General features: G+C 68.4%; 18 protein-coding genes. 11 read left to right on the top strand and 7 right to left on the bottom strand.

Annotated elements, in window-relative coordinates; translation table 11 throughout:
- The first annotated feature begins 129 nt into the window (after window positions 1–129).
- The 3 genes from ASE16_RS14495 to ASE16_RS14505 are packed head-to-tail and all read left to right on the top strand — an operon-like array spanning window position 130 to window position 3,440.
- Complete coding sequence (locus ASE16_RS14495) at window positions 130–1,443, top strand: RNA polymerase sigma factor (protein ID WP_055896217.1); 1,314 nt, start codon at window positions 130–132, stop codon at window positions 1,441–1,443.
- Between the two features lie 9 nt (window positions 1,444–1,452).
- Entirely contained in the window at window positions 1,453–2,727 is a 1,275-nt protein-coding gene (locus ASE16_RS14500; RefSeq protein WP_055896220.1) for a MurT ligase domain-containing protein, read from the top strand.
- Window positions 2,724–3,440 (top strand): type 1 glutamine amidotransferase, encoded by a 717-nt coding sequence (locus ASE16_RS14505; protein ID WP_055896223.1) that lies wholly within the window; start codon window positions 2,724–2,726, stop codon window positions 3,438–3,440. The genes ASE16_RS14500 and ASE16_RS14505 overlap by 4 nt, the downstream gene beginning before the upstream one ends.
- A gap of 258 nt (window positions 3,441–3,698) precedes the next feature.
- Here ASE16_RS14505 and alr read toward each other — a convergent pair whose 3' ends face one another.
- From alr to ASE16_RS14520, 3 genes are read right to left on the bottom strand one after another with little or no spacing between them, the layout of a single operon-like run.
- Window positions 3,699–4,775 carry an alanine racemase gene (gene alr / locus ASE16_RS14510; protein WP_055896226.1) on the bottom strand — a complete coding sequence of 359 codons (1,077 nt, stop codon included), beginning with the start codon at window positions 4,773–4,775 and terminating at the stop codon, window positions 3,699–3,701.
- Window positions 4,772–5,497 carry an alanine racemase C-terminal domain-containing protein gene (locus tag ASE16_RS14515; protein WP_157480392.1) on the bottom strand — a complete coding sequence of 242 codons (726 nt, stop codon included), beginning with the start codon at window positions 5,495–5,497 and terminating at the stop codon, window positions 4,772–4,774. Before ASE16_RS14515 ends, alr begins: the two co-directional genes overlap by 4 nt.
- Before the next feature lie 31 nt (window positions 5,498–5,528).
- Window positions 5,529–5,765 carry a hypothetical protein gene (locus tag ASE16_RS14520; RefSeq protein WP_055896232.1) on the bottom strand — a complete coding sequence of 79 codons (237 nt, stop codon included), beginning with the start codon at window positions 5,763–5,765 and terminating at the stop codon, window positions 5,529–5,531.
- A gap of 212 nt (window positions 5,766–5,977) precedes the next feature.
- Here ASE16_RS14520 and ASE16_RS14525 point away from each other — a divergent pair, with 212 nt between their 5' ends.
- Entirely contained in the window at window positions 5,978–8,062 is a 2,085-nt protein-coding gene (locus ASE16_RS14525) for a DNA gyrase/topoisomerase IV subunit B (protein WP_055896235.1), read from the top strand.
- 91 nt (window positions 8,063–8,153) lie between these two features.
- Here ASE16_RS14525 and ASE16_RS14530 read toward each other — a convergent pair whose 3' ends face one another.
- Complete coding sequence (locus tag ASE16_RS14530; RefSeq protein WP_055896238.1) at window positions 8,154–10,631, bottom strand: DNA topoisomerase (ATP-hydrolyzing) subunit A; 2,478 nt, start codon at window positions 10,629–10,631, stop codon at window positions 8,154–8,156.
- Window positions 10,632–10,704: 73 nt separating this feature from the next.
- Here ASE16_RS14530 and ASE16_RS14535 point away from each other — a divergent pair, with 73 nt between their 5' ends.
- The gene (locus ASE16_RS14535; RefSeq protein WP_055896241.1) at window positions 10,705–11,832 is read left to right on the top strand and encodes an alkaline phosphatase family protein; all 1,128 of its coding nucleotides are present in this window, start codon (window positions 10,705–10,707) and stop codon (window positions 11,830–11,832) included.
- Here the strand turns inward: ASE16_RS14535 and ASE16_RS14540 are convergent.
- Together ASE16_RS14540 and sepH are read right to left on the bottom strand one after the other, a co-directional pair.
- Window positions 11,780–13,048 carry an acyltransferase family protein gene (locus tag ASE16_RS14540; protein WP_055896245.1) on the bottom strand — a complete coding sequence of 423 codons (1,269 nt, stop codon included), beginning with the start codon at window positions 13,046–13,048 and terminating at the stop codon, window positions 11,780–11,782. The two genes, ASE16_RS14535 and ASE16_RS14540, sit on opposite strands and share 53 nt — an antisense overlap.
- Window positions 13,049–13,101: 53 nt before the next feature.
- Window positions 13,102–14,301, bottom strand: coding sequence for a septation protein SepH (gene sepH, locus ASE16_RS14545; RefSeq protein ID WP_055896626.1), 1,200 nt, complete (start codon window positions 14,299–14,301; stop codon window positions 13,102–13,104).
- 206 nt (window positions 14,302–14,507) lie between these two features.
- Between sepH and ASE16_RS14550 the strand changes: the two genes are divergently transcribed.
- The gene (locus ASE16_RS14550; protein WP_026307201.1) at window positions 14,508–14,801 is read left to right on the top strand and encodes a DUF4193 domain-containing protein; all 294 of its coding nucleotides are present in this window, start codon (window positions 14,508–14,510) and stop codon (window positions 14,799–14,801) included.
- Window positions 14,802–14,811: 10 nt separating this feature from the next.
- On the opposite strand, the gene ASE16_RS14555 is transcribed toward ASE16_RS14550, so the two are convergent.
- Window positions 14,812–15,258 carry a DUF3093 domain-containing protein gene (locus ASE16_RS14555; protein ID WP_055896248.1) on the bottom strand — a complete coding sequence of 149 codons (447 nt, stop codon included), beginning with the start codon at window positions 15,256–15,258 and terminating at the stop codon, window positions 14,812–14,814.
- 38 nt (window positions 15,259–15,296) lie between these two features.
- Here ASE16_RS14555 and dut point away from each other — a divergent pair, with 38 nt between their 5' ends.
- The 5 genes from dut (at window position 15,297) to acnA (ending at window position 22,521) form a co-directional block, all read left to right on the top strand.
- On the top strand, window positions 15,297–15,755 hold the full coding sequence (gene dut, locus ASE16_RS14560; RefSeq protein ID WP_055896252.1) for a dUTP diphosphatase: 459 nt from the start codon (window positions 15,297–15,299) through the stop codon (window positions 15,753–15,755).
- Window positions 15,752–16,378, top strand: coding sequence for a DUF3710 domain-containing protein (locus ASE16_RS14565; RefSeq protein WP_055896254.1), 627 nt, complete (start codon window positions 15,752–15,754; stop codon window positions 16,376–16,378). Before dut ends, ASE16_RS14565 begins: the two co-directional genes overlap by 4 nt.
- 10 nt (window positions 16,379–16,388) lie before the next feature.
- Complete coding sequence (locus ASE16_RS14570; RefSeq protein ID WP_082581463.1) at window positions 16,389–17,183, top strand: DUF3159 domain-containing protein; 795 nt, start codon at window positions 16,389–16,391, stop codon at window positions 17,181–17,183.
- A 3-nt stretch (window positions 17,184–17,186) separates the two neighbouring features.
- Window positions 17,187–19,562 (top strand): HAD-IC family P-type ATPase, encoded by a 2,376-nt coding sequence (locus ASE16_RS14575; protein WP_055896257.1) that lies wholly within the window; start codon window positions 17,187–17,189, stop codon window positions 19,560–19,562.
- 145 nt (window positions 19,563–19,707) lie between these two features.
- On the top strand, window positions 19,708–22,521 hold the full coding sequence (gene acnA / locus ASE16_RS14580; RefSeq protein WP_055896260.1) for an aconitate hydratase AcnA: 2,814 nt from the start codon (window positions 19,708–19,710) through the stop codon (window positions 22,519–22,521).
- Window positions 22,522–22,554: the final 33 nt, after the last annotated feature.

Here is a 22,554-nt window from a genome sequence, read left to right on the forward strand (position 1 = left end):
GAGCATTCTGAATGCTCGGCGCACACACCCAGGACTTGACATGGGTCTTAGTAATGTCCGCACGCAACCTGAGCCAGGCCAAGGCGCTTCGGATTCTCGGCCCCTCCGCTTGGTATGAAAGGTGTTCACATGGCAACCCGTGCAGCAACGAAAGCTCCAGAGGCCGAGGTGACCGAGGCCGAGGTCACCGAGACGGCAGCGGCGAAGACCGCGACGAAGACAGCAGCGAAGAAGACGGCGGCGAAGGCTCCCGCGAAGAAGACTCCGGCCAAGAAGGCTCCCGCCAAGAAGGGCGCGACCAAGGCCAAGGGCGACGAGATCGGCGACGACGACGCCGTCGAGATCGACGAGGAAGAGACGGCTGAGGTCGAGGTCGAGGCTGTCGCAGACGACAGCGACGACGCCGACGAGAAGTCGGACGACGACGACGCGAAGCCCGCCGTTGTCGAAGAGCCCCTCCCGACGGGTGCGCTCGTGCTGCGCGCGGTCGACGAGGACGACGACATCCCCGTCTACTCCACCACGATCACCGGCGCGACGGCCGACCCTGTCAAGGACTACCTCAAGCAGATCGGTAAGGTCGCCCTGCTGAACGCGGCGGAGGAGGTCGAGCTCGCGATGCGCATCGAGGCCGGCCTGTTCGCCGAGGACAAGCTCGCGAACACGCCGAACATGACCAAGGAGCTCGAGCGCGAGCTCAGGTGGGTCGCCCGCGACGGCCAGAGGGCGAAGAGCCACCTGCTCGGTGCCAACCTGCGACTCGTGGTCTCCCTCGCCAAGCGCTACACCGGGCGCGGGATGCAGTTCCTCGACCTCATCCAGGAAGGAAACCTGGGCCTCATCCGTGCCGTCGAGAAGTTCGACTACACCAAGGGCTTCAAGTTCTCCACGTACGCCACCTGGTGGATCCGTCAGGCGATCACCCGCGCGATGGCCGACCAGGCCCGCACCATCCGCATCCCGGTGCACATGGTCGAGGTCATCAACAAGCTCGCCCGCGTCCAGCGGCAGATGCTGCAGGACCTGGGCCGCGAGCCGACGCCGGAAGAGCTGAGCCGCGAGCTCGACATGACGCCGGAGAAGGTCATCGAGGTGCAGAAGTACGGTCGAGAGCCGATCTCCCTGCACACCCCGCTCGGTGAGGACGGCGACAGCGAGTTCGGCGACCTGATCGAGGACACCGAGGCCGTCGTCCCCGCGGACGCTGTCGGCTTCACGATGCTGCAGAAGCAGCTCGAGAGCCTGCTCGACTCGCTGTCCGAGCGCGAGGCCGGTGTGATCCGGATGCGGTTCGGGCTCGGCGACGGTATGCCGAAGACGCTCGACCAGATCGGCGACACGTTCGGGGTGACGCGTGAGCGCATCCGTCAGATCGAGTCGAAGACGATGGCGAAGCTGCGCCACCCGTCCCGGTCGCAGTCGCTTCGCGACTACCTCGAGTAGGCCGGGGGAGTGCGCTACAGGCTAGCGGTCGTCGCCGGTCGTCTCGCCCGCTGGCTGCTGCGCCTGCGCGGCGGCGGCTCTGCCGTGCCGGGACGGGTCGCCCTCGCGATCGCGCCGAAGTTCCTCGAACGCGCCGTCGCCGAGCTTCCGCTCGGCGTCGTGTTCGTCTCCGGATCGAACGGCAAGTCGACCACGACGAACATGCTCACCGGCATCCTGCGCGAGCACGGGCTGACCGTGTTCACCAATCCGTCCGGCGGGAACCTGCCGCAGGGCATCGCGTCCGCGCTGCTCGCGACGGTTCCGCTCGACGGGCGCGTGCGCGCGGACGTCGGCGTGATCGAGGTGGACGAGGCGTACGGCGTCGACCTGGCGACCATCCTCAAGCCGCGCGGCTCTCTGCTGCTCAACGTGCAGATCGACCAGCTCAACCGGTTCTTCGAGCCGACCAGGGTGGTCGGGATGCTGCGGTCGATCGGCGCGTCCTCCTCCGAGTTCGTCGTGGTCAACGCTGACGACGACAGTCTCGCCCGCGTCGGAGCAGAACTGCTCGCCGAGGGGCGTGACGTCTCGACCTTCGCGGTGGCGCCGTCGATCATCGATGCCTCCCCGAACGGCCTGGCCAACGTCAAGGACGTCTCCGGAGTCCCTGCCGGTGCGCTTCCCGTACCCGCGGTGTTCGTCAGCGAGCTGGACGCGCGCAGCGCCCGTCTCGCGTTCGGCGGCGAGAACGTGCAGGTCGCGCTTCCCGCCCGCGGGCTGCACTACGCGGTGGATGCGGCGGGGGCGACGGCGATGGCCCGTCGCGTGCTCGGAGAGCGGTTCCGCCCGGAGGCGGTGGTCGCCGCGATGGCGTCGCTGCGCACCGTGTACGGACGTGGCGAGACCCTGCGGGTCGGCGACGAGGACATCGAGATCATCATGATGAAGAACCCGCCGAGCCTGCAGCTCAACCTCGACTACCTGAGCGCGCCGCCCGAGCAGGTCTTCGTGGCCGTCGACGAGGGGACGCCGGACCCGTCCTGGATCTACGACATCGACCTCTCCTCGATCGAGCACGTGGATGTGGTGTCCGGCACCAAGGCGTGGCAGTTCGCCACGCGCTTCGCGTACGCGGGCATCCCGGTCGACCAGGTGGTGCCGGAGCTGAAGCCGGCGCTCACCGCGTTCCTCGCGCTCCCCAAACCCGCGACGGGCACCAAGACCATGATCGTCAACTACGAGCAGATGATGCTGATCCGCAAGCAGCTCGGGTTCCTCGACCTGGAGGGCGGCGAACGATGAGCGTGCTGCGCATCCTGCACCTGTACCCCGGCGAGCTCGGGATCAACGGCGACGCCGGGAATGTGACCGCACTGGTCGAGCGCGCCGGATGGCGCGGAATCGAGACCGAGGTCGTGCGGCACCAGGTCGGAGCCGTGCTTCCCGACGCGGCGGACATCGTGCACATCGGCAGCGGTCCGCTGTCGTCGCAGCGCGCCGTGCTGGAGGACGTGCAGCGCATCGCGCCTGCTCTGCGTGCGTGGCGGGATGGCGGCATCCCGATCCTGGCGATCGCCGGCGGCTGGCAGCTCCTCGGCAGCGAACTGGTCACGGCGGACGGCGAACGCCTCGCCGGCGCAGGTGTCTTCCCGACGCGCGCGCAGCTCGGAGCGGTCCGGCACGTCGGCGAGATCGTCGTGCGCACGGCACAGGGCACGGTCGCCGGATTCGAGAACCACTCTGCGGTGACCACGCTGGAGGGCGCGGAGCCGTTCGGCCAGATCGTCAGCGGAACGGGCAACGACGGCGGCCAGACCGAGGGCGTCGTGCTGGCCGCATCCATCGGCACGCACCTGCACGGTCCGTTGCTGCCCATGAACCCGTCGCTCGCCGACCGGCTGCTCGCCACCGCGCTGCGCGGGGAGGTCCCTCCGGTGCCGCAGACCGAGAGCGTCGACCGCTACGCGGCCAACGCGCGCCGCGCGATCGCCGAGCGTCTCGGCGTCAAGCTCTAGCCCGCGCATCCTCACCAGCGCCCAGCTGCGTTCGCGCGTGCCAGTCCGTTCGGACGGAGTTCTGCGGCATCCCCGCGCGTATCTCCGTTCGGACGGAGATGTGGACGGCGTGTCGGCCAAGTGCTCCTGTTTTGCGTAACGCAGGAGATCCGGCGCGACGCGCGGTCGGGTTCTCCGTTCGGACGGAGTTCTGCCTCGTTTGCGACGGGTTCTCCGTCGGGAAGGAGAATACGGATGGGGTGCGCAGGCGTGCGCGCGTCAGCCGACGTAGACGCGGGGGACGCGCGCAGCGACGCCGGTGAGCATTTCGTCGGCGATGGTCTCCGCCCAGTCCGCCCACTTCTCGGCGATGACCTCGCCGTTCACTCCCGGGCCGAACAGGATGGCCGTGTCTCCGACGTCCACGCGGCTCGCGCCGACGTCGACGAGCATCGAGTCCGCGTCGACCGCGAGCACCTGGCACGGCAGGCCGCCGATGGCGACGTGCGCCTTGGCGATGCCGAGGGTCGGCACACCGTCCGCGTAGCCGATGCCGATGCGCGCGTGCGTCGTGCCGCCGACGTGGATGTGGGTGACCGGCGCTTCAAGGCGCATCGCCGGGACGAGCCCCAGGTCGGCTCCCGTGCTGTCGTCGAAGGGGGAGACGCCGTAGGCGGCGATGCCGACGCGCACCAGGTCGAAGCGCGCCTCCGGCATCCGGATTCCGGCCGAGCTGGCCGCGAGGTGCAGGATCTCGAACGTCGCACCGTGCTCCTCGGCGACGGTGACCGCCTCCCGGAACTGGGCGAGCGCGGCCTCGTCGTCCTCGATCGAGGCGTCGGCGAGATGCGACCAGGCAGCCCGGATGCGCACGATGCCCTGCTTTTGCAGAGCGACAGCCGCATCCACCAGGCCTGGCCAGTCCTCGCGGGTGGCGCCGTTGCGGCTGAGCCCGGTGTCGACCTTGAGGTGAACGACGGCCGGGCGGTCGGCTCCCGCTGCCGCGATGGCGTCGAGCTGCCAGCGCGCGGAGATGCCGAGCTCGATGTCAGCCTCGATGCCGGCGCGCCAGTCGGTGTCCTGGCCGTGCAGCCAGGCGAGCAGCGGAACGGTGACCCCGGCGTGACGCAGCACGAGACCGGCGGGGATCTCGAGCACCGCGAGCGACGCAGCACCGGAGGCGATGCCCGCCTCGGCGACCGGCAGCAGGCCGTGACCGTACGCATCCGCTTTGACGGCGAGCATGAACTCGGAGGGCGCGATCAGCGCGGCCAGGCGGGAGACGTTGTGGCGGAGAGCGGCGAGGTCGATGACCGCGCGCGGCAGCGGTTCCGCGATGGCGTCGACGATGGTCATGCGCTGTAGACCCTCTCGATGCGTCGGCCGAGCCGCGAGGTGATGACGGGGGCGGCGATGCCGATGGCGTCCGCCCAGTCGAGCGCGGTCGGCTCGCCGAGCGCGGCGTCGCCGAAGAGCACGGCAGGATCGCCAGGGCTGGCGTTGCGGCCGTCGAGGTCGACCACGAACTGGTCCATCGCGATGCGGCCCGTCACCCGGCCGGTGTACTCGCCGATGCGGACGGGCGCCTTGTTGGTGGCGACGCGCGGGATTCCGTCGGCGAAGCCGAGGGCGACAAGCGCGAGCGTCGTCTCGTGCGGGGTCCGATAGGTGTAGCCGTATGAGACGCCGCTGTCGGCGGCCACGCGCTTAACTGCGATGATCTCGCCGACCAATCGCATGGCGGTGGCCGATGGATGCGCGCCCGCCGTCAGACCGAACAGCTCGGGGCCGAGCACGGTCGCGCCGGGCGCGGCACCCCGCGCATTCTGGTCGGCGACGCGCGCCCCGGTGAGCCCGGCGTCTGCCAGAGCGGCCGCGTCTTCGAGCCGGGAGACGAGAAAACCGCCGACCCCCGCATCCGACAGCGCACGTGCCACGGGGATGAGCCCGTGGCCGTACGCGTCGGCGCGAAGGTCGGCGGTGAGGTCGGTGGGTGACCCGGCTGTTGCAACGTTGGCCAGGATGGAGTCGAGGTCGATGTGGGCGCGCCTTCGCACGCCGGTCGGCCGTCCACTCATCGTCTGGGTCGCTGCAGCGTCGCCGGACGCGTTACGCGCGCTGCTCTTCGAAGAGACGTGCCGTCTCGTCGTGCCAGCTGTGCGCGATCTGCGAGAGCTTCTCCTGGTGCTTCTTGCCGTGGTGGGCGCAGAACAGGAGCTCGCCGTTATTCACGACGACGCGGATGTATGCCTGGGCTCCGCAGCTGTCGCAACGGTCGGCCGCCGTCAGTTGCGGCCCCGATGCGAGCTCGTCAACCGCACCGTTCTCCGTGGTGATCGTCGACATGTGATGCTCCTTTCAGATCGCAACCGTGAACTCGGTATCTCTATAGAACCACGTTCCGCGGGCAACACTGCGCGATTTGCCCGCTATTTCGCTGAACGCGTAGCACACACTCAGCCGGGTGTCGGTGGCGGGCCGTGCATGCGGGAGTACGTAGGCTGGAAGTTGTGTGACGCCGGCACCCATCCGGCGCATCGGAATCGCAAGGAGCGCTCGTGGCGAGCTCGGACTATTCGGCCAGACACCTCTCGGTCCTCGAGGGGCTGGAGGCGGTGCGCAAGCGCCCAGGCATGTACATCGGCTCGACCGATTCGCGCGGTCTCATGCACTGCCTGTGGGAGATCATCGACAACTCCGTCGACGAGGCGCTGGCCGGTCACGGCACGAGCATCGACGTCATCCTGCACAGCGACGACAGCGTCGAGGTGCGCGACAAGGCGCGCGGCATTCCCGTCGACATCGAACCGAAGACAGGGCTGTCCGGCGTCGAGGTCGTCTTCACCAAGCTGCACGCAGGCGGCAAGTTCGGCAGCGGCTCGTATGCGGCGTCCGGCGGCCTGCACGGCGTGGGCGCTTCGGTGGTCAACGCGCTGTCGGAGCGACTCGACGTCGAGGTCGACCGCGACGGCAAGGTCTGGGCGATGTCGTTCCACCGCGGAGAGCCGGGCATCTTCGACGACGGGAAGAACGAGCCGAGCCCCGATGCGCCGTTCACGCCGTTCGTGAAGAACAGCGAACTCCGGGTGGTCGGCAAGGCGGCCAAGGGCGTGACGGGGACGCGCATCCGGTACTGGGCGGATCGGCAGATCTTCACGAAGGGCGCGAACTTCCAGGGGGAGGACCTGATCGGCCGCGCGCGGCAGACCGCGTTCCTCGTGCCTGGCCTCTCGATCAGCATCGACGACAAGCGCAGCGATGAGGGGGAGAAGACCACCTTCGAGTACCAGGGTGGCATCTCCGAGTTCGTCGACTTCCTCGCGCCGGACAGCCCGATCACCGACACCTGGCGCCTGACGGGCAACGGCACCTTCACCGAGACGGTCCCCGTGCTCTCCGACAGCGGGGCGATGCTGCCGACCGAGCTCACGCGCGACTGCCAGGTCGACATCGCACTGCGCTGGGGCACCGGCTACGACACGGTGATGCGCAGCTTCGTCAACATCATCGCCACTCCGAAGGGCGGCAGCCACCAGACCGGCTTCGACCAGGGGATGCTCAAGTTCCTCCGTGCGCAGGTCGAGCAGAACGCGCGGAGGCTCAAGGTCGGCAACGACAAGCTGGACAAGGACGACGTGATGGCCGGGCTCACCGCCGTGCTCACGGTGCGTCTCCCCGAGCCGCAGTTCGAGGGGCAGACAAAGGAGATCCTCGGCACCCCCGCCGTGCGCGCGATCGTCGCGCAGGTGGTTCAGAAGGCGATGGCGGAGCGGTTCGGCTCGTCCAAGCGCGACGACAAGGCGCAGTCCGCACTGCTGCTCGACAAGGTGGTCGCCGAGATGAAGTCCCGCATCTCCGCACGCGCCCACAAGGAGACGCAGCGACGCAAGAACGCGCTGGAGACCTCATCCCTACCGGCGAAGCTGGTGGACTGCCGGTCGAGCGACGTGGCCAACAGCGAGCTGTTCATCGTGGAGGGCGACTCTGCGCTCGGCACGGCGCGGCGCGCACGCGACAGCGAGTACCAGGCGCTGCTGCCGATCCGGGGCAAGATCCTCAACGTGCAGAAGGCGTCGGTCTCCGACATGCTCTCCAACGCGGAGTGCGCGGCGATCATCCAGGTGATCGGGGCCGGCTCGGGCCGCAGCTTCGACCTGGCGACGGCCCGCTACGGCAAGGTCATCATCATGTCCGACGCGGATGTGGACGGTGCGCACATCCGGACCCTGCTCCTGACACTGTTCTTCCGCTACATGCGGCCGATGATCGAGGAGGGGCGGGTGTTCGCCGCGGTTCCTCCGCTCCACCGCGTGATCGTGGTGAACCCTGGCTCGAAGCCGAACGAGACCATCTACACGTACTCGGAGGCCGAACTGCAGGCGGTGCTCGCCGATCTCAAGAAGCGCAACAAGCGCTACCAGGAGCCGATCCAGCGCTACAAGGGTCTCGGCGAGATGGATGCGGACCAGCTCGCGACCACGACGATGGACCGCCACCACCGCACCCTGCGCCGCGTGCGCGTCCCCGACGCCGAGCAGGCGTCGCGCGTCTTCGAGCTCCTGATGGGCAACGACGTCGCTCCGCGCAAGGAGTTCATCATCGCAGGAGCAGACGACCTCTCCCGGGCCCGCATCGACGCCTGACCCGCGCTCCCCGAAAATCGAGCCGGGACTTATGCACGCGACACGCCGTGTCGGACGTGCACAAGTCCCGGCTCGATTGCTTGGGGCGGGGTCAGGCGAGGCGGCGGCCGATGGAGCCGACGACCATGTCGAGGGGAGCGCCGGAGGCGTCGCGGCGGACGGGGGTGTCCGGGAGCGTGCGGGCTGCCCCGTCGGGGGCGACGGCCAGCGCCGGAGCGCGACCGACCCAGGCGAGCTGCAGCTCGGTCTCTCCCTTGAGGAAGCGCTGGGAGCGCACCCCACCGGTCGCACGGCCCTTGGCCGGGAACTCGGCGAACTCGCTGAGCTTGCCGCTGCCGGGGTCTGCGCCGAGCAGCGTGTCTCCGCCCGCCGCGATGGTGACGACGACCGTCTCATCCTTCTCGTCGGCCGGAACGCTTCCGAAGAAGACGACCCGCGCATCCGCACCGAGGTTGATGCCGGCCATGCCGCCGGCCGAGCGTCCCTGCGGGCGCACGGCGGAGGCGGAGAAACGCAGCAGCTGACTGTCGCTCGCCACGAATACGAGCTCGTCCGTCTCATCGCCCTGCACAGCGCCGATCACCTCGTCGCCCGCCTTGAGCGCGATGATCTCGAACTCCGGCTTGTTGGCCCAGTCGCCGGCGGTGACCCGCTTCACAACACCCTGCTTCGTGCCGAGCGCGATCGCCCGCGGGGCATCGAGGGACACGACGGCCAGGGTGCGCTCCTTGCGGTCGGCGAGCGCGAGGTAGTCGCCGATCTTCACGCCGGCGCCGAGCTGGATCGAGTTGACGGGAGCGGCGGGCAGGTCGACCGGGGAGAACCGGATGAGCCTGCCGCGGTTCGTGACCGCGCCGATCTCGGTGCGCGTCGTGGTGTCGAGCTGCGACAGGATCGCGTCATGCTTGCTGCGCCTGGCGGGAGCGGCGATGCGGTCGAGACCGCCATCGTCTCCCGGCTGCTGGTCCACCCTCAGGATGCGGCCGGTGGTCGACAGCAGCACCCGGCACGGCACGTCGGCCACTTCGAGCACGACCTGCTGCTTGCCGCGCGCCGACGCCGTCGCGATGGACGGACGCGCCTCGGTGAGCAGGGTGCGACGCGGGGTGCCGAACTTCACGGCGACCTGCTCCAGCTCGTCGGAGACGAGGGCGTTGATGCGGTCGCGGCTGGACAGCAGCTCTTCGAGCTCGGCGATCTCTGCTTCGAGCTGAGCCTTCTCCGTCTCGAGCTCGATGCGGGAGAACTTGGTCAGGCGGCGCAGGCGCAGTTCGAGGATGTAGTCGGCCTGCAGGGTGCTGAGGTCGAACACGTCCATCAGCCTGGTGCGCGCCTGTTCGGTGTCGTCGCTGGTGCGGATGACCTGGATGACCTCGTCGATGTCGACGATGGCGATCAGCAGGCCCTCGACCAGGTGCAGGCGTTCCTTGCGCCTGGCGAGCCGGAACTGCGAGCGGCGCGTGACCACCTGGATGCGGTGGCCCAGGTACACCGACAGCAGCTCGCGCAGTCCGAGGGTCTGCGGGCCGCCCTCGACGAGCGCGACGTTGTTGATCGAGAAGCCGTCTTCGAGCGGCGTGTGCCGGTAGAGCTGTTCGAGCACCGCCTCAGGGCTGAATCCGGTCTTGATGCCGATCACGAGCCGCAGGCCGTGCTGGCGGTCGCTGAGGTCGGTGACGTCGGAGATGCCGGAGAGCTTCTTGGAGTTGACGCCGTCCTTGATCTTCTCGATCACCTTCTCCGGGCCGATCAGATACGGCAGCTCGGTGACGACCAGGCCGCTCTTGCGCGCGGTGATCGACTCCACGGCGACCTTGGCCCGGGTCTTGAAGCTGCCGCGGCCGGTGGCGTACGCATCCCTGACGCCGGAGAGGCCGACGATCGTTCCGCCGGTCGGCAGGTCGGGGCCTGGCACGTACTCCATCAGGTCGTCGAGAGTCGCATCCGGATGCGCGAGCAGATGACGGGCCGCACCGACCACCTCGATGAGGTTGTGCGGCGCCATGTTGGTCGCCATGCCGACCGCGATGCCGCTCGCGCCGTTGACCAGGAGGTTCGGGAAGGCGGCGGGGAGCACATCCGGCTGCATGAGCTGGTTGTCGTAGTTGGGGACGAAGTCGACGACGTCCTCGTCCAGGTCCTCCGCGAGGGCTAGGGCGGCGGCGGCGAGGCGCGCCTCGGTGTAGCGCGGTGCGGCGGGGCCGTCGTCCAGGGAGCCGAAGTTGCCGTGCCCGTCGATCAGCGGCACGCGCAGGGTGAAGTCCTGCGCCATGCGCACGAGGGCGTCGTAGATGGCACTGTCGCCGTGCGGGTGCAGCTTTCCCATCACCTCGCCGGTGACGCGCGCGGACTTGACGTGCCCGCGGTCGGGGCGCAGGCCCATCTCGGTCATCTGGTACAGGATGCGCCGCTGCACGGGCTTCAGGCCGTCGCGCGCATCCGGGAGTGCTCGCGAATAGATGACGGAGTACGCGTACTCGAGGAAGGAGCCCTGCATCTCGGTCGTGACGTCGACGTCTTCGATGCGTTCAGTGGTGCCCGCGGCGGCCTGGTCGTCTGCTGGTGTCATTCGTGCAATCTCGGGAGGGGAGAGAGGGGCCGCAGGCGGTCACGGGTGTGACAAACTGGGCCGGATGCCCCCCATGCTACCGGCCGCCTTCACCACGCGAGCGAGCCTTGCCGCTGTTCTGCCAAGTTCCCTGGCGGCGCTCAGTGGCGGCGCGAATGCGCTCGAGCTGCCCGCCCTCGATCACGTGGTGGTCCTCGTCGTCGACGGCCTCGGCGCGTCGTCGTTGCGCGCCCGCTCCGGTCACGCCCGCACACTCGCCCCGCTCCTCGGCAAGGCGACGACGATCGACGCCGGGTTCCCGACGACGACGGCGTCCGCTCTCGCCACGCTCGCCACCGGAACGACGCCTGGCGAGCACGGGTTGGTCGGCTACCGGGTGCTCGACACGGCCAACGACAGGGTGGTCAACCAGCTCAGCGGCTGGGACGACCGTCTCGACCCCGCCACCTGGCAGCGCTCGCGCACCGTGTTCGAGCAGGCTCGGGATGCGGGGGTCGCCACCCACGCGATCGGCCTGCAGAAGTACAGCGACTCCGGATTCACGGCTGCCGTGCTGCGCGGCGCCGAGTTCGTCGGCGGCCGGACGATGGCCGACCGCTTCGAGGCGGCCACCGAGGTCTTGCAGGCGCCGGGGCCCGGCCTCACCTACCTCTACGTCGCGGAGCTCGACCAGCTCGCCCACGCCAAGGGCTGGGAGTCGCCGGAGTGGACCGCCGCCCTGGAGACCCTGGACGGCCTGGTCGCTTCGCTCGCGCGACGGCTCGGCCCGAAGCAGGCGATGCTGCTCACCGCCGACCACGGCGTCGTGGACGTGCCGGTGAGCGGACACGTCCTCTTCGACACCGCGCCGGAATTGATCGACGGCGTTCGGCTGATCGCGGGGGAGCCGCGCTTCCTGCACCTGCACCTCGATCGTCCGGAGGAGGCGACCGCCGTCGCCGAGCGCTGGCGGGCTGTCGAGGGGGACAGGGCGTGGATCGCGACCAGGCAGGAGGCGGTCGACGCCGGCTGGTTCGGGCCGTCCGTGCATCCGGAGGTGGCGCCGCGGATCGGCGATGTGCTGGTCGGTGCGCGCAAGCGGGTGGCGTACTACGACTCCCGCGACCCGCTGGACTCGGGCCGCGGCATGATCGGCCAGCACGGCTCGCTCACTGCGGACGAGACGCGGGTTCCTCTGCTCCGGTTCGGGGCTGCGGGCTGACCGGAGGAAGCTCCGCCTCGTTCGGATCGACCGGCGCCGGCGGCAACTGCCGGGGGCGGATGCGCATGGCAGCGGTGGTCCACTGCCACCAGTGAGCGATCCCGCGTCCGGGACCCCAGTCCTTGAGCATCATCGCGCGCTTCTCCACGATGTGCCAGGACAGCCACGCGCATCCGGCGGTGACGATGGTGGCGCCGAGCAGGAACGGGAAGAAGCCGAGTTTGTACAGCCCGAAGTACGCGAGGGTCTGCTGCACCAGGAAGCCGTAGATGTAGACGCCGTACGAGTAGTCGTTCGTGCGGCCGACGCGGCGCAGCGGCGCGGGGAGGACCGCGCCGAGCCACAGCACGAAGTACACGCCGGCGGGAACGCCGAAGACGGCATAACCGCCGGTGAACAGCGTCGCGACCGCCACGACGCCGCTCGCGACGCCGATCCTGTGGTCGAGGGGGATGGAACGGGCGTACACCGCGATGAGCGCTCCGACCATGAACGGGTAGCTCAGGCGCAGCATCAACTCGTTCGTCAGCAGGGGGAGGACGGCGTCCAGGGCGTGCGGCCGGAGGACCTGCACGATCTGCGCCACGAAGAGTGCGGCGACGATCACGGCGATGACAGGTCGCGCCTTGCGCAGCACAGCCGTCACGAGGAGGACGGCGATCACGAGGTAGCAGGTCCACTCGTATGTGAGGGACCACAGCGAGCCGTTGAACACGCTGGCGCCCGTCTGGACGCCATACGGCGTGGTGGCGGCGAAGATGTCTCTGATGCCGTACGAGCCGATCGCGAGGGTCCAGTTGGAGGCCAGGTAGTGCCACGGGCTCGCGGGGGCGAACGAGAAGTACGACAGGAGCGTGTGACCGTTCAGCACCCAGATGACAGGGCCGACGACGAAGGCGGCAACCAGCAGAACGGTTAGAAAGCCAGGGAAGATGCGCAGCGCCCTGCGCCAGAGGAACTGCAGCAGATCAGTCGACATGCCGCTCTTGGCGATGAGGTAGCCGCTGATGGCGAAGAACCCGCCGACAGCGATGGCGCCGAGGTTCGCCTGCTCGTGCGTGTACTGCCCACCGAAGTCGGGGCCGTACCCGCCGAGCGGGAACGTATGGTCGACGAGCACGAAGAATGCGAGGACCAGGCGGATGAGGCCCAGCGCATTGTCGTGACCGCGCAGGCCGGCTGCGATGGAGCGCGATGAGGCCTGGGCGGATGGCATCCGATTATCCTAAGCGACGGCCGGGACAGGAACGGACGCGGCGGCCACGGCTCTCAGGCGAGGTCGTCGTCGGTGCGCGCACCGAACACGATCTCGTCCCAGCTCGGCATGGATGCGCGGCCCTTCTTGCTCGCACGCGCTGACGCGGACGAGGAGTCGGACGACGGCGCTGAGGGATTCGGCGCTGAGGGATTCGGCGCTGAGGGATTCGGCGCTGAGGGATTCGGCGCTGAGGACGACGGCCCAGAGGACGACGGCGCGGGAGCCGGCGACTCCGGCGCAGGCGGCGCGGTGTCGATGGGGGTGTCGAAGATCGCGATCGGCTCGTCGACGACCCGGAACGGCGCGTCGCCGAGCTCGGGGGTGTCAGAGCGCACATCCACCGGCTCGTCGTACACAGCGGCCTCACGCTCACCGCGGCGGCGGCGCAGGGCTTCGAGCAGGTCGGCGGTCTGGTGCAGGTCGCGCGGGGTCTCGTCGTCTGCGCGCTTGATGGCGGAGACGGCGATCGAGTTGTTGGCGCCGTTGGGCGTGCGGCTGTACGTCAGCGGTTCGAGCGGCTGCGTGATCTCCGGGCCGAGAAGGTCGGGCGCCTCTGGGAACGTGAAGGCTCCGCTGTCGAAACGCGACTCGTCCGGTTCGCCCTCGTGCGGCATCACGGCGCGCAGCCGCGGGATGAGGGTGCCTCCCTTGAGTTCGCCGGCCTGCGAGAGCGTTGTCGCCTCGGAGTTGAGCGGGGCCAGGGCGTGCTTGCGGGCGTCGTAGCCCCAGCGGGCGTCGTGGTCGATCTGGTCGGCCGTGAACTCCAGCTTGACGATCCAGCCTGCCTCGCTGTCCTTCCAGCTCGCCCAGCGCTCTCCGGCGACGCCGAGCGACGCCAGCCTGTCGCGGATGACCGTTCCGAAGGTGTTGCCCTCGCCGAGGGGATCGACGTCGACGGTGGTGTGCACGGGCACGCTCAGCGCGCTCGCGACGATGTGTTCGCGTTCGGCGACGATCGGTCCCTCGAAGCGCTGAACGTAGTCGAGCGGAGCGCCGGTGACGCTTGCGACGTCCTCGGCGGACATGCCGGAGCGGATGTGCGCCTGCACTTCGCGCGGCGAGAGCTTCGGGGCGGTGGCCGACGTCTCCTGCCTGACCTGGCGGATCTTCGACTGCAGCACATCGTCGACGGCGATGCGGAACCGCTCACCGTCGTCGCCGACGGCGAGCAGAGCGCCGTTCTCGACCCCGATGACCTTCAAATCCTGCATGGTGGATGCCTTCCCAGCTGCGTGCGTACCGGCCCAGGATGCCATGGAAACGAGCGGAATCCGGGGAATAACCGTGGCGTGCCGGAAGTTGAAAACCGAGCAATAGCCGAGAGGCACCCGAGTGGTTTGCTATTCGCACCCCGATGATGCAAACTATGGCCGCCGATTGCGAAGAATCGGCCGTTAAGTACGAGAAGTGGATGGGCATGGCAACGGATTACGACGCACCGCGGAAGACCGAAGACGACTCGGAGTCGATCGAGGCCCTCAAGGAGCGAGTTCCGGACAAGATGTCCGGTGTCGTCGACGTCGAAGACGCTGACAACCCGGGTGGATACGAGCTTCCGGGAGCCGACCTGTCGGACCTCGACCTCGACGTCGTGGTGCTCCCGCCGCAGGCGGATGAGTTCACCTGTGTGAACTGCTTCCTGGTGAAGCACCGTTCGCAGATCGACCACGAGACCAAGCTCGGACCGATCTGTGTGGAGTGCGCCGCCTAAGGGCGAACAGTTACGACGCGAGTCGAGCCTCATCGAGAACCCGGACCAGCTGGTCCGGGTTTCTTGTTGAGATCAGCCAGTACGGCGCTGGGTCGCTCGCGTCGAGCACTGGCACCTTGACGACGGGCTTGACCCAGCCGCGGATGAGCAGCCAGGCCCGTGCATCCAGCAGCCGGCCGCGCTGCAGGGATGCGTCGTCCCCCGTGTACGCGGTCGGCTCTCCGACGAACTCCAGCGGGATGCTCGCGCGCCCGGCGATCAGTTCGCTCTTCGTCACGCGCACAGGTGCGGCGGACGCCATGATCATCCCGACGATCGCCAGGTAGAAGACGATGGCGAGAACGATCCCGACCACCATGTTGATCGGCGCGAAGACGAGGATGGTCGCGGGGATCACGAGGGCGGTCGAAATGTAGAGCCAGGGGGCCGCCCACAGGCGCTCACGGTACAGGTCCATGCTCCTATTCGATCAGACTTCTGCACTACCCTCGACACGTGACCGATACCGTTGATGTTCCGATCGTCGCGAACACCCTCCCTGTCTACGCCCACCCGGGCGACGCCGGAGCCGATCTGTGCGCTGCCGAGGCCGTGACTCTGGCCCCCGGAGAGCGCCACACGGTGCCGACCGGTGTGTCTATCGCCCTCCCGGACGGCTTCGCCGCCTTTGTGGTTCCTCGCAGCGGATTGGCAGCGAAGCACGGCATCACGATCGTGAACGCACCGGGAACCGTGGATGCGGGATATCGCGGAGAGATCCGCGTGACCGTTCTGAACACCGACAGTTCGATGCCGTACGATATCGCCGTCGGCGACAGGATCGCCCAGTTGATCGTCATGCCGGTCACGCGGGCCGTCTTCGTGCCCGTCGACCGTCTGCAGGACAGCCACCGCGGAACAGCGGGCTTCGGTTCGTCCGGCTACACAGTCACCCAGTCAGGAGAACACGCTTGAGCGACAGCAACGACACCGGCAGCGACAGCTGGGAGAAGTCGGCGCCGGAGGACCGCGAGACGGAGGGTCCGCTCGACGAGAGCGAGGCCAACCCTGTGCGTCCGTACGTCGACCTCGGCGGCGTCAAGATCCTCCCGCGCGAAGGCCTGCACCTCCGCCTCGAAGTCGAGGAGGAGACGCAGCGGGTCGTCGCCGTCGGCCTGGACTACGCCAACTCGACGTTGCAGGTCCAGCCGTTCGCCGCACCGCGCTCGAGCGGGCTCTGGCACGAGATCCGCGAGCAGATCACGGAGCAGGTCAACCGTCAGGGCGGTCGCACCTCCGAGCGCGACGGCGTGTTCGGACCGGAGCTCGTCGCCGAGATCCCCGTCGCCGCCCCAGCAGGCGGTCCAGGGGAGACCCGCGTGGCACGCTTCGTCGGCGTCGACGGCCCCCGCTGGTTCCTCCGCGGCGTGATCGCGGGCGACGCGGCCATCAAGCCGGAGGCCGCGGCCCTCGTCGAAGACCTGTTCCGCAGCATCGTGGTCGTCAGGGGCAACTCGCCGATGCCGCCGCGCGACCTCATCCCGCTCCGGATGCCGACGGCGCCGGAGGCCGGCCCTGACAGCTACACCTCCCTCTAGGCAGGACACCGTGACCGACCGCTCCGACAGGGAGCACGACGCAGAGCGCTCGACCGAGCATGCGCAGCAGAGCGACCCGCAGCAGCTGGATCCAGACGAGAAGGCCGCAGCGACCATCGGCGAGTCCCTCGCCCGTGCCGCGCAGAAGTCGGGCCTCGGCCAGCTCGCCGACAGCGACACCCCGACCGGCGTCGCCCTGCTCGGCGCGCTCGGCGGCATCCGTGGTCTCGCCGAGACGATCGTCCCCGGTCTCGTCTTCCTGATCCTGTTCACCTTCACGCAGAACGTCCCGCTGTCGATCGGCTGCTCCGTTGCGGTCGCCGTGGTGTTCACCGCCATCCGGATCATCGGCAAGACGCCGGTGACCCAGGCCATCGCCGGGCTGCTCGGCGTCGGCATCTCCGCGATCCTCGCGCTCATCACCGGGCGCGGCGAGGACAACTTCATCCTCGGCATCTGGACGAACGCCGCATACGGCGCAGCGCTCCTGATCTCGATCCTGGTGCGCTGGCCGCTCATCGGTCTCGCCGCCGGATACCTGATGGGCGACGGCCTCGCCTGGCGCAGCGTGCGCAGCAAATTCCGGGTGATGCAGGCGCTCACCTTCCTCTGGTTCCTGCTGTTCGCCGCCAGGCTGCTCGTGCAGGTCCCGCTCTACCTCGCCCACACGGACGCGGCGACGAGCGCTCTCGCGCTGACCAAGCTGCTGATGGGCGTCCCGCTCTACGCGCCGCTGCTCCTGATCACCTGGTTCGTCGTGCGCGGCCAGTTCCCGACACCGCAGAAGAAGCCAGCAGAGGGGTAGGCCATGCTGGATGCGCGAACCAGGGAGGGGCTGACCAGCGCACAGGTCGCCGAGCGTCACAGGGACGGTCGCGGCAACACCCAGCGTCAGCCGAGTTCGCGCTCCATCGGCGACATCCTCCGCGAGAACATCTTCACCCTCTTCAACGGCATTCTGACCGTCTGCTTCGTGGCGGTGATCGTGCTCGGCGACCTGCGCGACGGTTTCTTCTACGGCGTCGTCGTGGTGAACGCGCTGATCGGCATCGTGCAGGAGGTGCGGGCGAAGATCGTCCTGGACCGCGCTGCCCTGCTCGCCGCGCCGGAGAGCAGGGTGCGCCGCGACGGCGCCGTGGTCACCGTACCCGTCGAGGGCGTGGTGCTCGACGACCTGCTCGTGCTGCGACCAGGCGATCAGCTGCCTGCCGACGCGCGCGTGGTCGAGAGCACAGGGCTGTCGCTGGACGAGTCGATGCTCACGGGGGAGTCCGACCCAGTGTTCAAGGACGACGACGCAACGCTGCTCTCCGGTTCTCACGTCGCCTCCGGCACCGGGTACGCGGTCGTCACCGCGGTCGGGGCCGATTCGTACGCGAGCAAGCTGACGAGCGAGATCCGCCGCCACACGCTCGTGCACTCCGAGCTGCGCGACGCGACCAACCGCATCCTGGTGTACCTGTCCTGGATTCTCGGCCCCGTCATCCTGATCACCCTGGTCGGTCGCGTGCTCGCGTACGGCGGGTGGAGCGAGCTGTTCGTGGATGCCCGCTGGCGGAGGGCGCTGCTGGATGCTGTCGCCGCGGTCGTCGGGATGATCCCGGAGGGCCTCGTGCTGCTGACGAGCCTCGCGTTCGGCGTCGCTGCGATCCAGCTCGCCGCGAGGAAGGTGCTCGTGCAGGAGCTCGCCGCCGTCGAGGTGCTCGCTCGCGTGGACGTGCTCTGCCTCGACAAGACGGGGACGCTCACCACGGGCGAGCTGGTGTTCGACAGGACGGAGGCGGCGGGGGACGCGGTCCCCGAGGAACTCGCGCGGATCGCGCTCGCGGCGTTCGGCGCGGACGACGCTGGCAACGCCACGTCCGGCATCCTGTCGAGCGCGTTCACGTCCGACCGGTTCCGCGTGCTGCGGAGGGTGCCGTTCTCCTCGGCCACCAAGTACAGCGGGCTCGTGATGGCGGTCGACGGCGAGGAGTCGTCCTGGCTGCTCGGAGCGCCGGAGATGGTGCTCGCCGCGCATCCGGACGAGCTGGCCAGGGCGAACGCCATCGCTGCCACAGGCCAGCGCACGCTCGCGCTCGCCCGCTCCGTCCAGCAGTTGCCGCCGGGCTCGCACGTGCCGCTCGACGGCCGGGAGGTGCTGCCGGCGCTGCTCATCGTGCTGAGCGAGACCGTGCGGTCGGAAGCGAGGCAGACGCTCGGGTACTTCGGCGAGCAGGCGGTGCGCGTCGTCATCATGTCCGGCGACAACCCGATCACGGTCGCCGCAATCGCCCGCACCCTCGACCTTCCCGGCGAGGCAGTGGATGCGTCCACGCTCCACAGCGACGCAGCTCTCGCCGATGCACTGGCCACGGCCGACATCTTCGGCAGGGTGAGCCCCGAACAGAAGCGCACCGCGGTCGGGCTGCTGCGGGAGCAGGGCAGGACGGTCGCGATGACCGGCGACGGCGTGAACGATGCGATGGCGATCAAGGATGCGAACCTCGGCATCGCGATGGGCAGCGCGACGGCGGCGACCAAGGCGGTCAGTCGGCTGGTGCTGCTCGACGACCGCTTCGACAAGCTGCCGGACGTGCTCGCCTTCGGCCGCAGGGTGATCGCGAACGTCGAGCGCGTCTCCAACATCTTCCTGGCGAAGACCGTGTACGGCATCGTCCTCGCGCTCGTCAGTGCAGCACTGCTGCTGCCGTTCCCGTTCCTGCCTCGGCAGCTGACGCTCGTCTCGACGCTCGCCATCGGCATCCCGTCGTTCTTCCTCGCGCTCGCGCCCAACGCCCGCATCTACACGCCAGGCGTGCTTCGCCGAGTGCTGCGGTACTCCATCCCGACCGGACTGATCGCGGGGGCGACGGCCGTGATCGCCTACCTGCCGCTGTATCGGAGCATCCCGTTGCGGGAGGCGAGGAGCGTGACGACGATCGCGCTGTTCTGCGTCTCGCTGTGGATCCTGTGCGTGCTGACCAGACCGCTCAGCGGACCGCGGCTCGCGCTGCTCGCGTCCGTCGCGGCGGCGATGGTGCTGGTGTGCGTGATCCCGGCCACGGCGGAGTTCTTCCAGATGCACGTGCCGCTGTCGCTCGAGCTGGCATGGGGCATCGCGGTGGGAGCCGTGGGAGCGGCGGGAATCGAACTGTTCTATCGCTTCGCCAGACGGCGTGGCCTGGTGTTCGATCGCGTCTGACGCGTGGTAGATTTATCTTGACGTCAAGATATCTTTTCCAGCGGCGGACTTAGGATTGCCTTGCTGGAAACTCGGTTCGACGGACAACCAAGATGGACATTCGAAGGCATGCGTCACCAGGCCTGCCGATGAAGGAGAGGGCAACGTGTCTGCGGTAAACAGCTTCGGTGCAAAAGACACCCTGACGGTCGGATCGACCGACTACCAGGTATTCCGGATCGACAAGGTCGACGGATACAAGAGACTTCCGTTCAGCCTCAAGGTTCTGCTCGAGAACCTGCTGCGCACGGAGGACGGCGCGAACATCACCGCCGACCACATCCAGGCCCTCGCTGGCTGGGACCCGGCCGCGGAGCCGGACACGGAGATCCAGTTCACGCCGGCGCGCGTGATCATGCAGGACTTCACCGGCGTGCCATGCATCGTGGACCTCGCCACCATGCGCGAGGCGGTCTCCGCCCTGGGCGGCGACCCCAAGAGGATCAACCCGCTCGCGCCGGCCGAGATGGTCATCGACCACTCGGTGATCGCCGACCTGTTCGGCACGGAGAACGCGCTGGAGCGCAACACCGACATCGAGTACGAGCGCAACGGAGAGCGTTACCAGTTCCTGCGCTGGGGCCAGACCGCGTTCGACGACTTCAAGGTCGTCCCGCCGGGAACCGGCATCGTGCACCAGGTCAACATCGAGTACCTCGCCCGCGTCACCATGACCCGCGAGGTCAGCGGCGAGCTGCTCGCATACCCTGACACCTGCGTCGGCACCGACTCGCACACCACGATGGTCAACGGCCTCGGCGTGCTCGGCTGGGGCGTCGGCGGCATCGAGGCAGAGGCGGCCATGCTCGGCCAGCCCGTCTCCATGCTCATCCCGAAGGTCGTCGGCTTCAAGCTGACCGGCGCCATCCCCACCGGCGTGACCGCCACGGACGTGGTGCTGACCATCACGCAGATGCTGCGCAAGCACGGCGTCGTCGGCAAATTCGTCGAGTTCTACGGAGCAGGCGTCGCCGAGGTGCCGCTCGCCAACCGCGCCACCATCGGAAACATGAGCCCGGAGTTCGGCTCAACGGCCGCCATGTTCCCGATCGACGACGTGACCCTCGACTACCTCCGCCTCACCGGCCGCAGCGAGGAGCAGATCAAGCTGGTCGAGGAGTACTCGAAGCTGCAGACCCTGTGGCACGACGCCTCCGTCGAGCCGGTGTTCAGCGAGTACCTCGAGCTCGACCTGTCGACGGTCGTCCCGTCGATCGCCGGGCCGAAGCGCCCGCAGGACCGCATCGAGCTGAGCGGCGCCAAGGAGCAGTTCGAGAAGGACCTCGTCGACTACGCGGAGATCTCGCACGACATCGTCGACCTGACCATCTCGGAGTCGTTCCCCGCGTCCGACCCTGGCGAGCTGAGCCCGGAGGACACGCACAGCACGCACGAGCACCACCACCACAGCCACTCGCCCAAGACGGCGTCGAACCCGACGCCGGTCACCCTGGCCGAGTCCGGCACAGAGTTCACGATCGACCACGGTGCGGTCGCCATCGCGGCGATCACGTCGTGCACGAACACGTCGAACCCCTCGGTGATGCTCGCCGCCGGCCTCCTCGCCCGCAACGCGGCGAAGAAGGGCCTCAAGGCCAAGCCGTGGGTCAAGACCACGCTTGCTCCCGGCTCCAAGGTCGTCACCGACTACTACGAAAAGGCCGGTCTGACCAGCTACCTCGAAGAGCTCGGCTTCTACACGGTCGGCTACGGCTGCACCACCTGCATCGGAAACTCCGGCCCGCTGATCGACGAGATCTCGCAAGCGGTCAACCAGAACGACCTCGCGGTCACGGCTGTCCTCTCCGGCAACCGCAACTTCGAGGGTCGCATCAACCCCGACGTGAAGATGAACTACCTGGCGAGCCCGCCCCTGGTCATCGCATACGCCCTCGCCGGTTCGATGAACTTCGACTTCGAGGTGGACGCACTCGGCAAGGACGCAGACGGCAACGACGTGTTCCTCAAGGACATCTGGCCGGACGCCGCCGAGGTGCAGGAGACCATCGACTCCTCGATCAACGAGGGCATGTTCACCCACGAGTACGCGAGCGTGTTCGAGGGCGACGAGCGCTGGAAGTCGCTGCCGACCCCGACCGGGTCCGTTTTCGAGTGGGACGAGAAGTCCACGTACGTGCGGAAGCCCCCGTACTTCGACGGCATGACGCTGGAGACCACCCCGGTCACGGACATCGCGGGCGCTCGCGTCCTCGCGAAGCTCGGCGACTCGGTCACCACCGACCACATCAGCCCCGCAGGAAACATCAAGGCGGACAGCCCAGCCGGCCGCTACCTCGACGAGCACGGCATCGAGCGCAAGGACTTCAACTCCTACGGCTCGCGTCGTGGCAACCACGAGGTCATGATCCGCGGAACGTTCGCGAACATCCGCCTGAAGAACCAGCTCCTGGACGGCGTCGAGGGTGGCTACACCCGCGACTTCACCCAGGAGGGCGGCCCGCAGTCGTTCATCTACGATGCGTCGCAGAACTACCAGGCGCAGGGCACCCCGCTGGTGATCTTCGGCGGCAAGGAGTACGGCTCCGGCTCGTCCCGCGACTGGGCGGCGAAGGGCACGAGCCTCCTCGGCGTCCGCGCGGTCATCACGGAGAGCTTCGAGCGCATCCACCGGTCGAACCTGATCGGCATGGGCGTCGTCCCGCTGCAGTTCCCTGCGGGGGAGAGCTGGGCGTCGCTCGGTCTCGACGGCACCGAGATCGTATCGATCTCGGGGCTCGAGGAGCTGAACCAGGGCACGACGCCGAAGACGGTGCACGTGGTCGCCGAGCCGAGCAGCGATTCGCCTGCCGGGAAGCAGACGATCGAGTTCGACGCGGTCGTCCGCATCGACACCCCTGGTGAGGCGGACTACTACCGCAACGGCGGCATCCTGCAGTACGTGCTGCGGAGCCTCGTCTAGCGCACACACGCGAGCGGCCGGTGACCTGATGGT

This window comes from Leifsonia sp. Root227, from assembly GCF_001428745.1.
GTDB lineage: Bacteria > Actinomycetota > Actinomycetes > Actinomycetales > Microbacteriaceae > Leifsonia.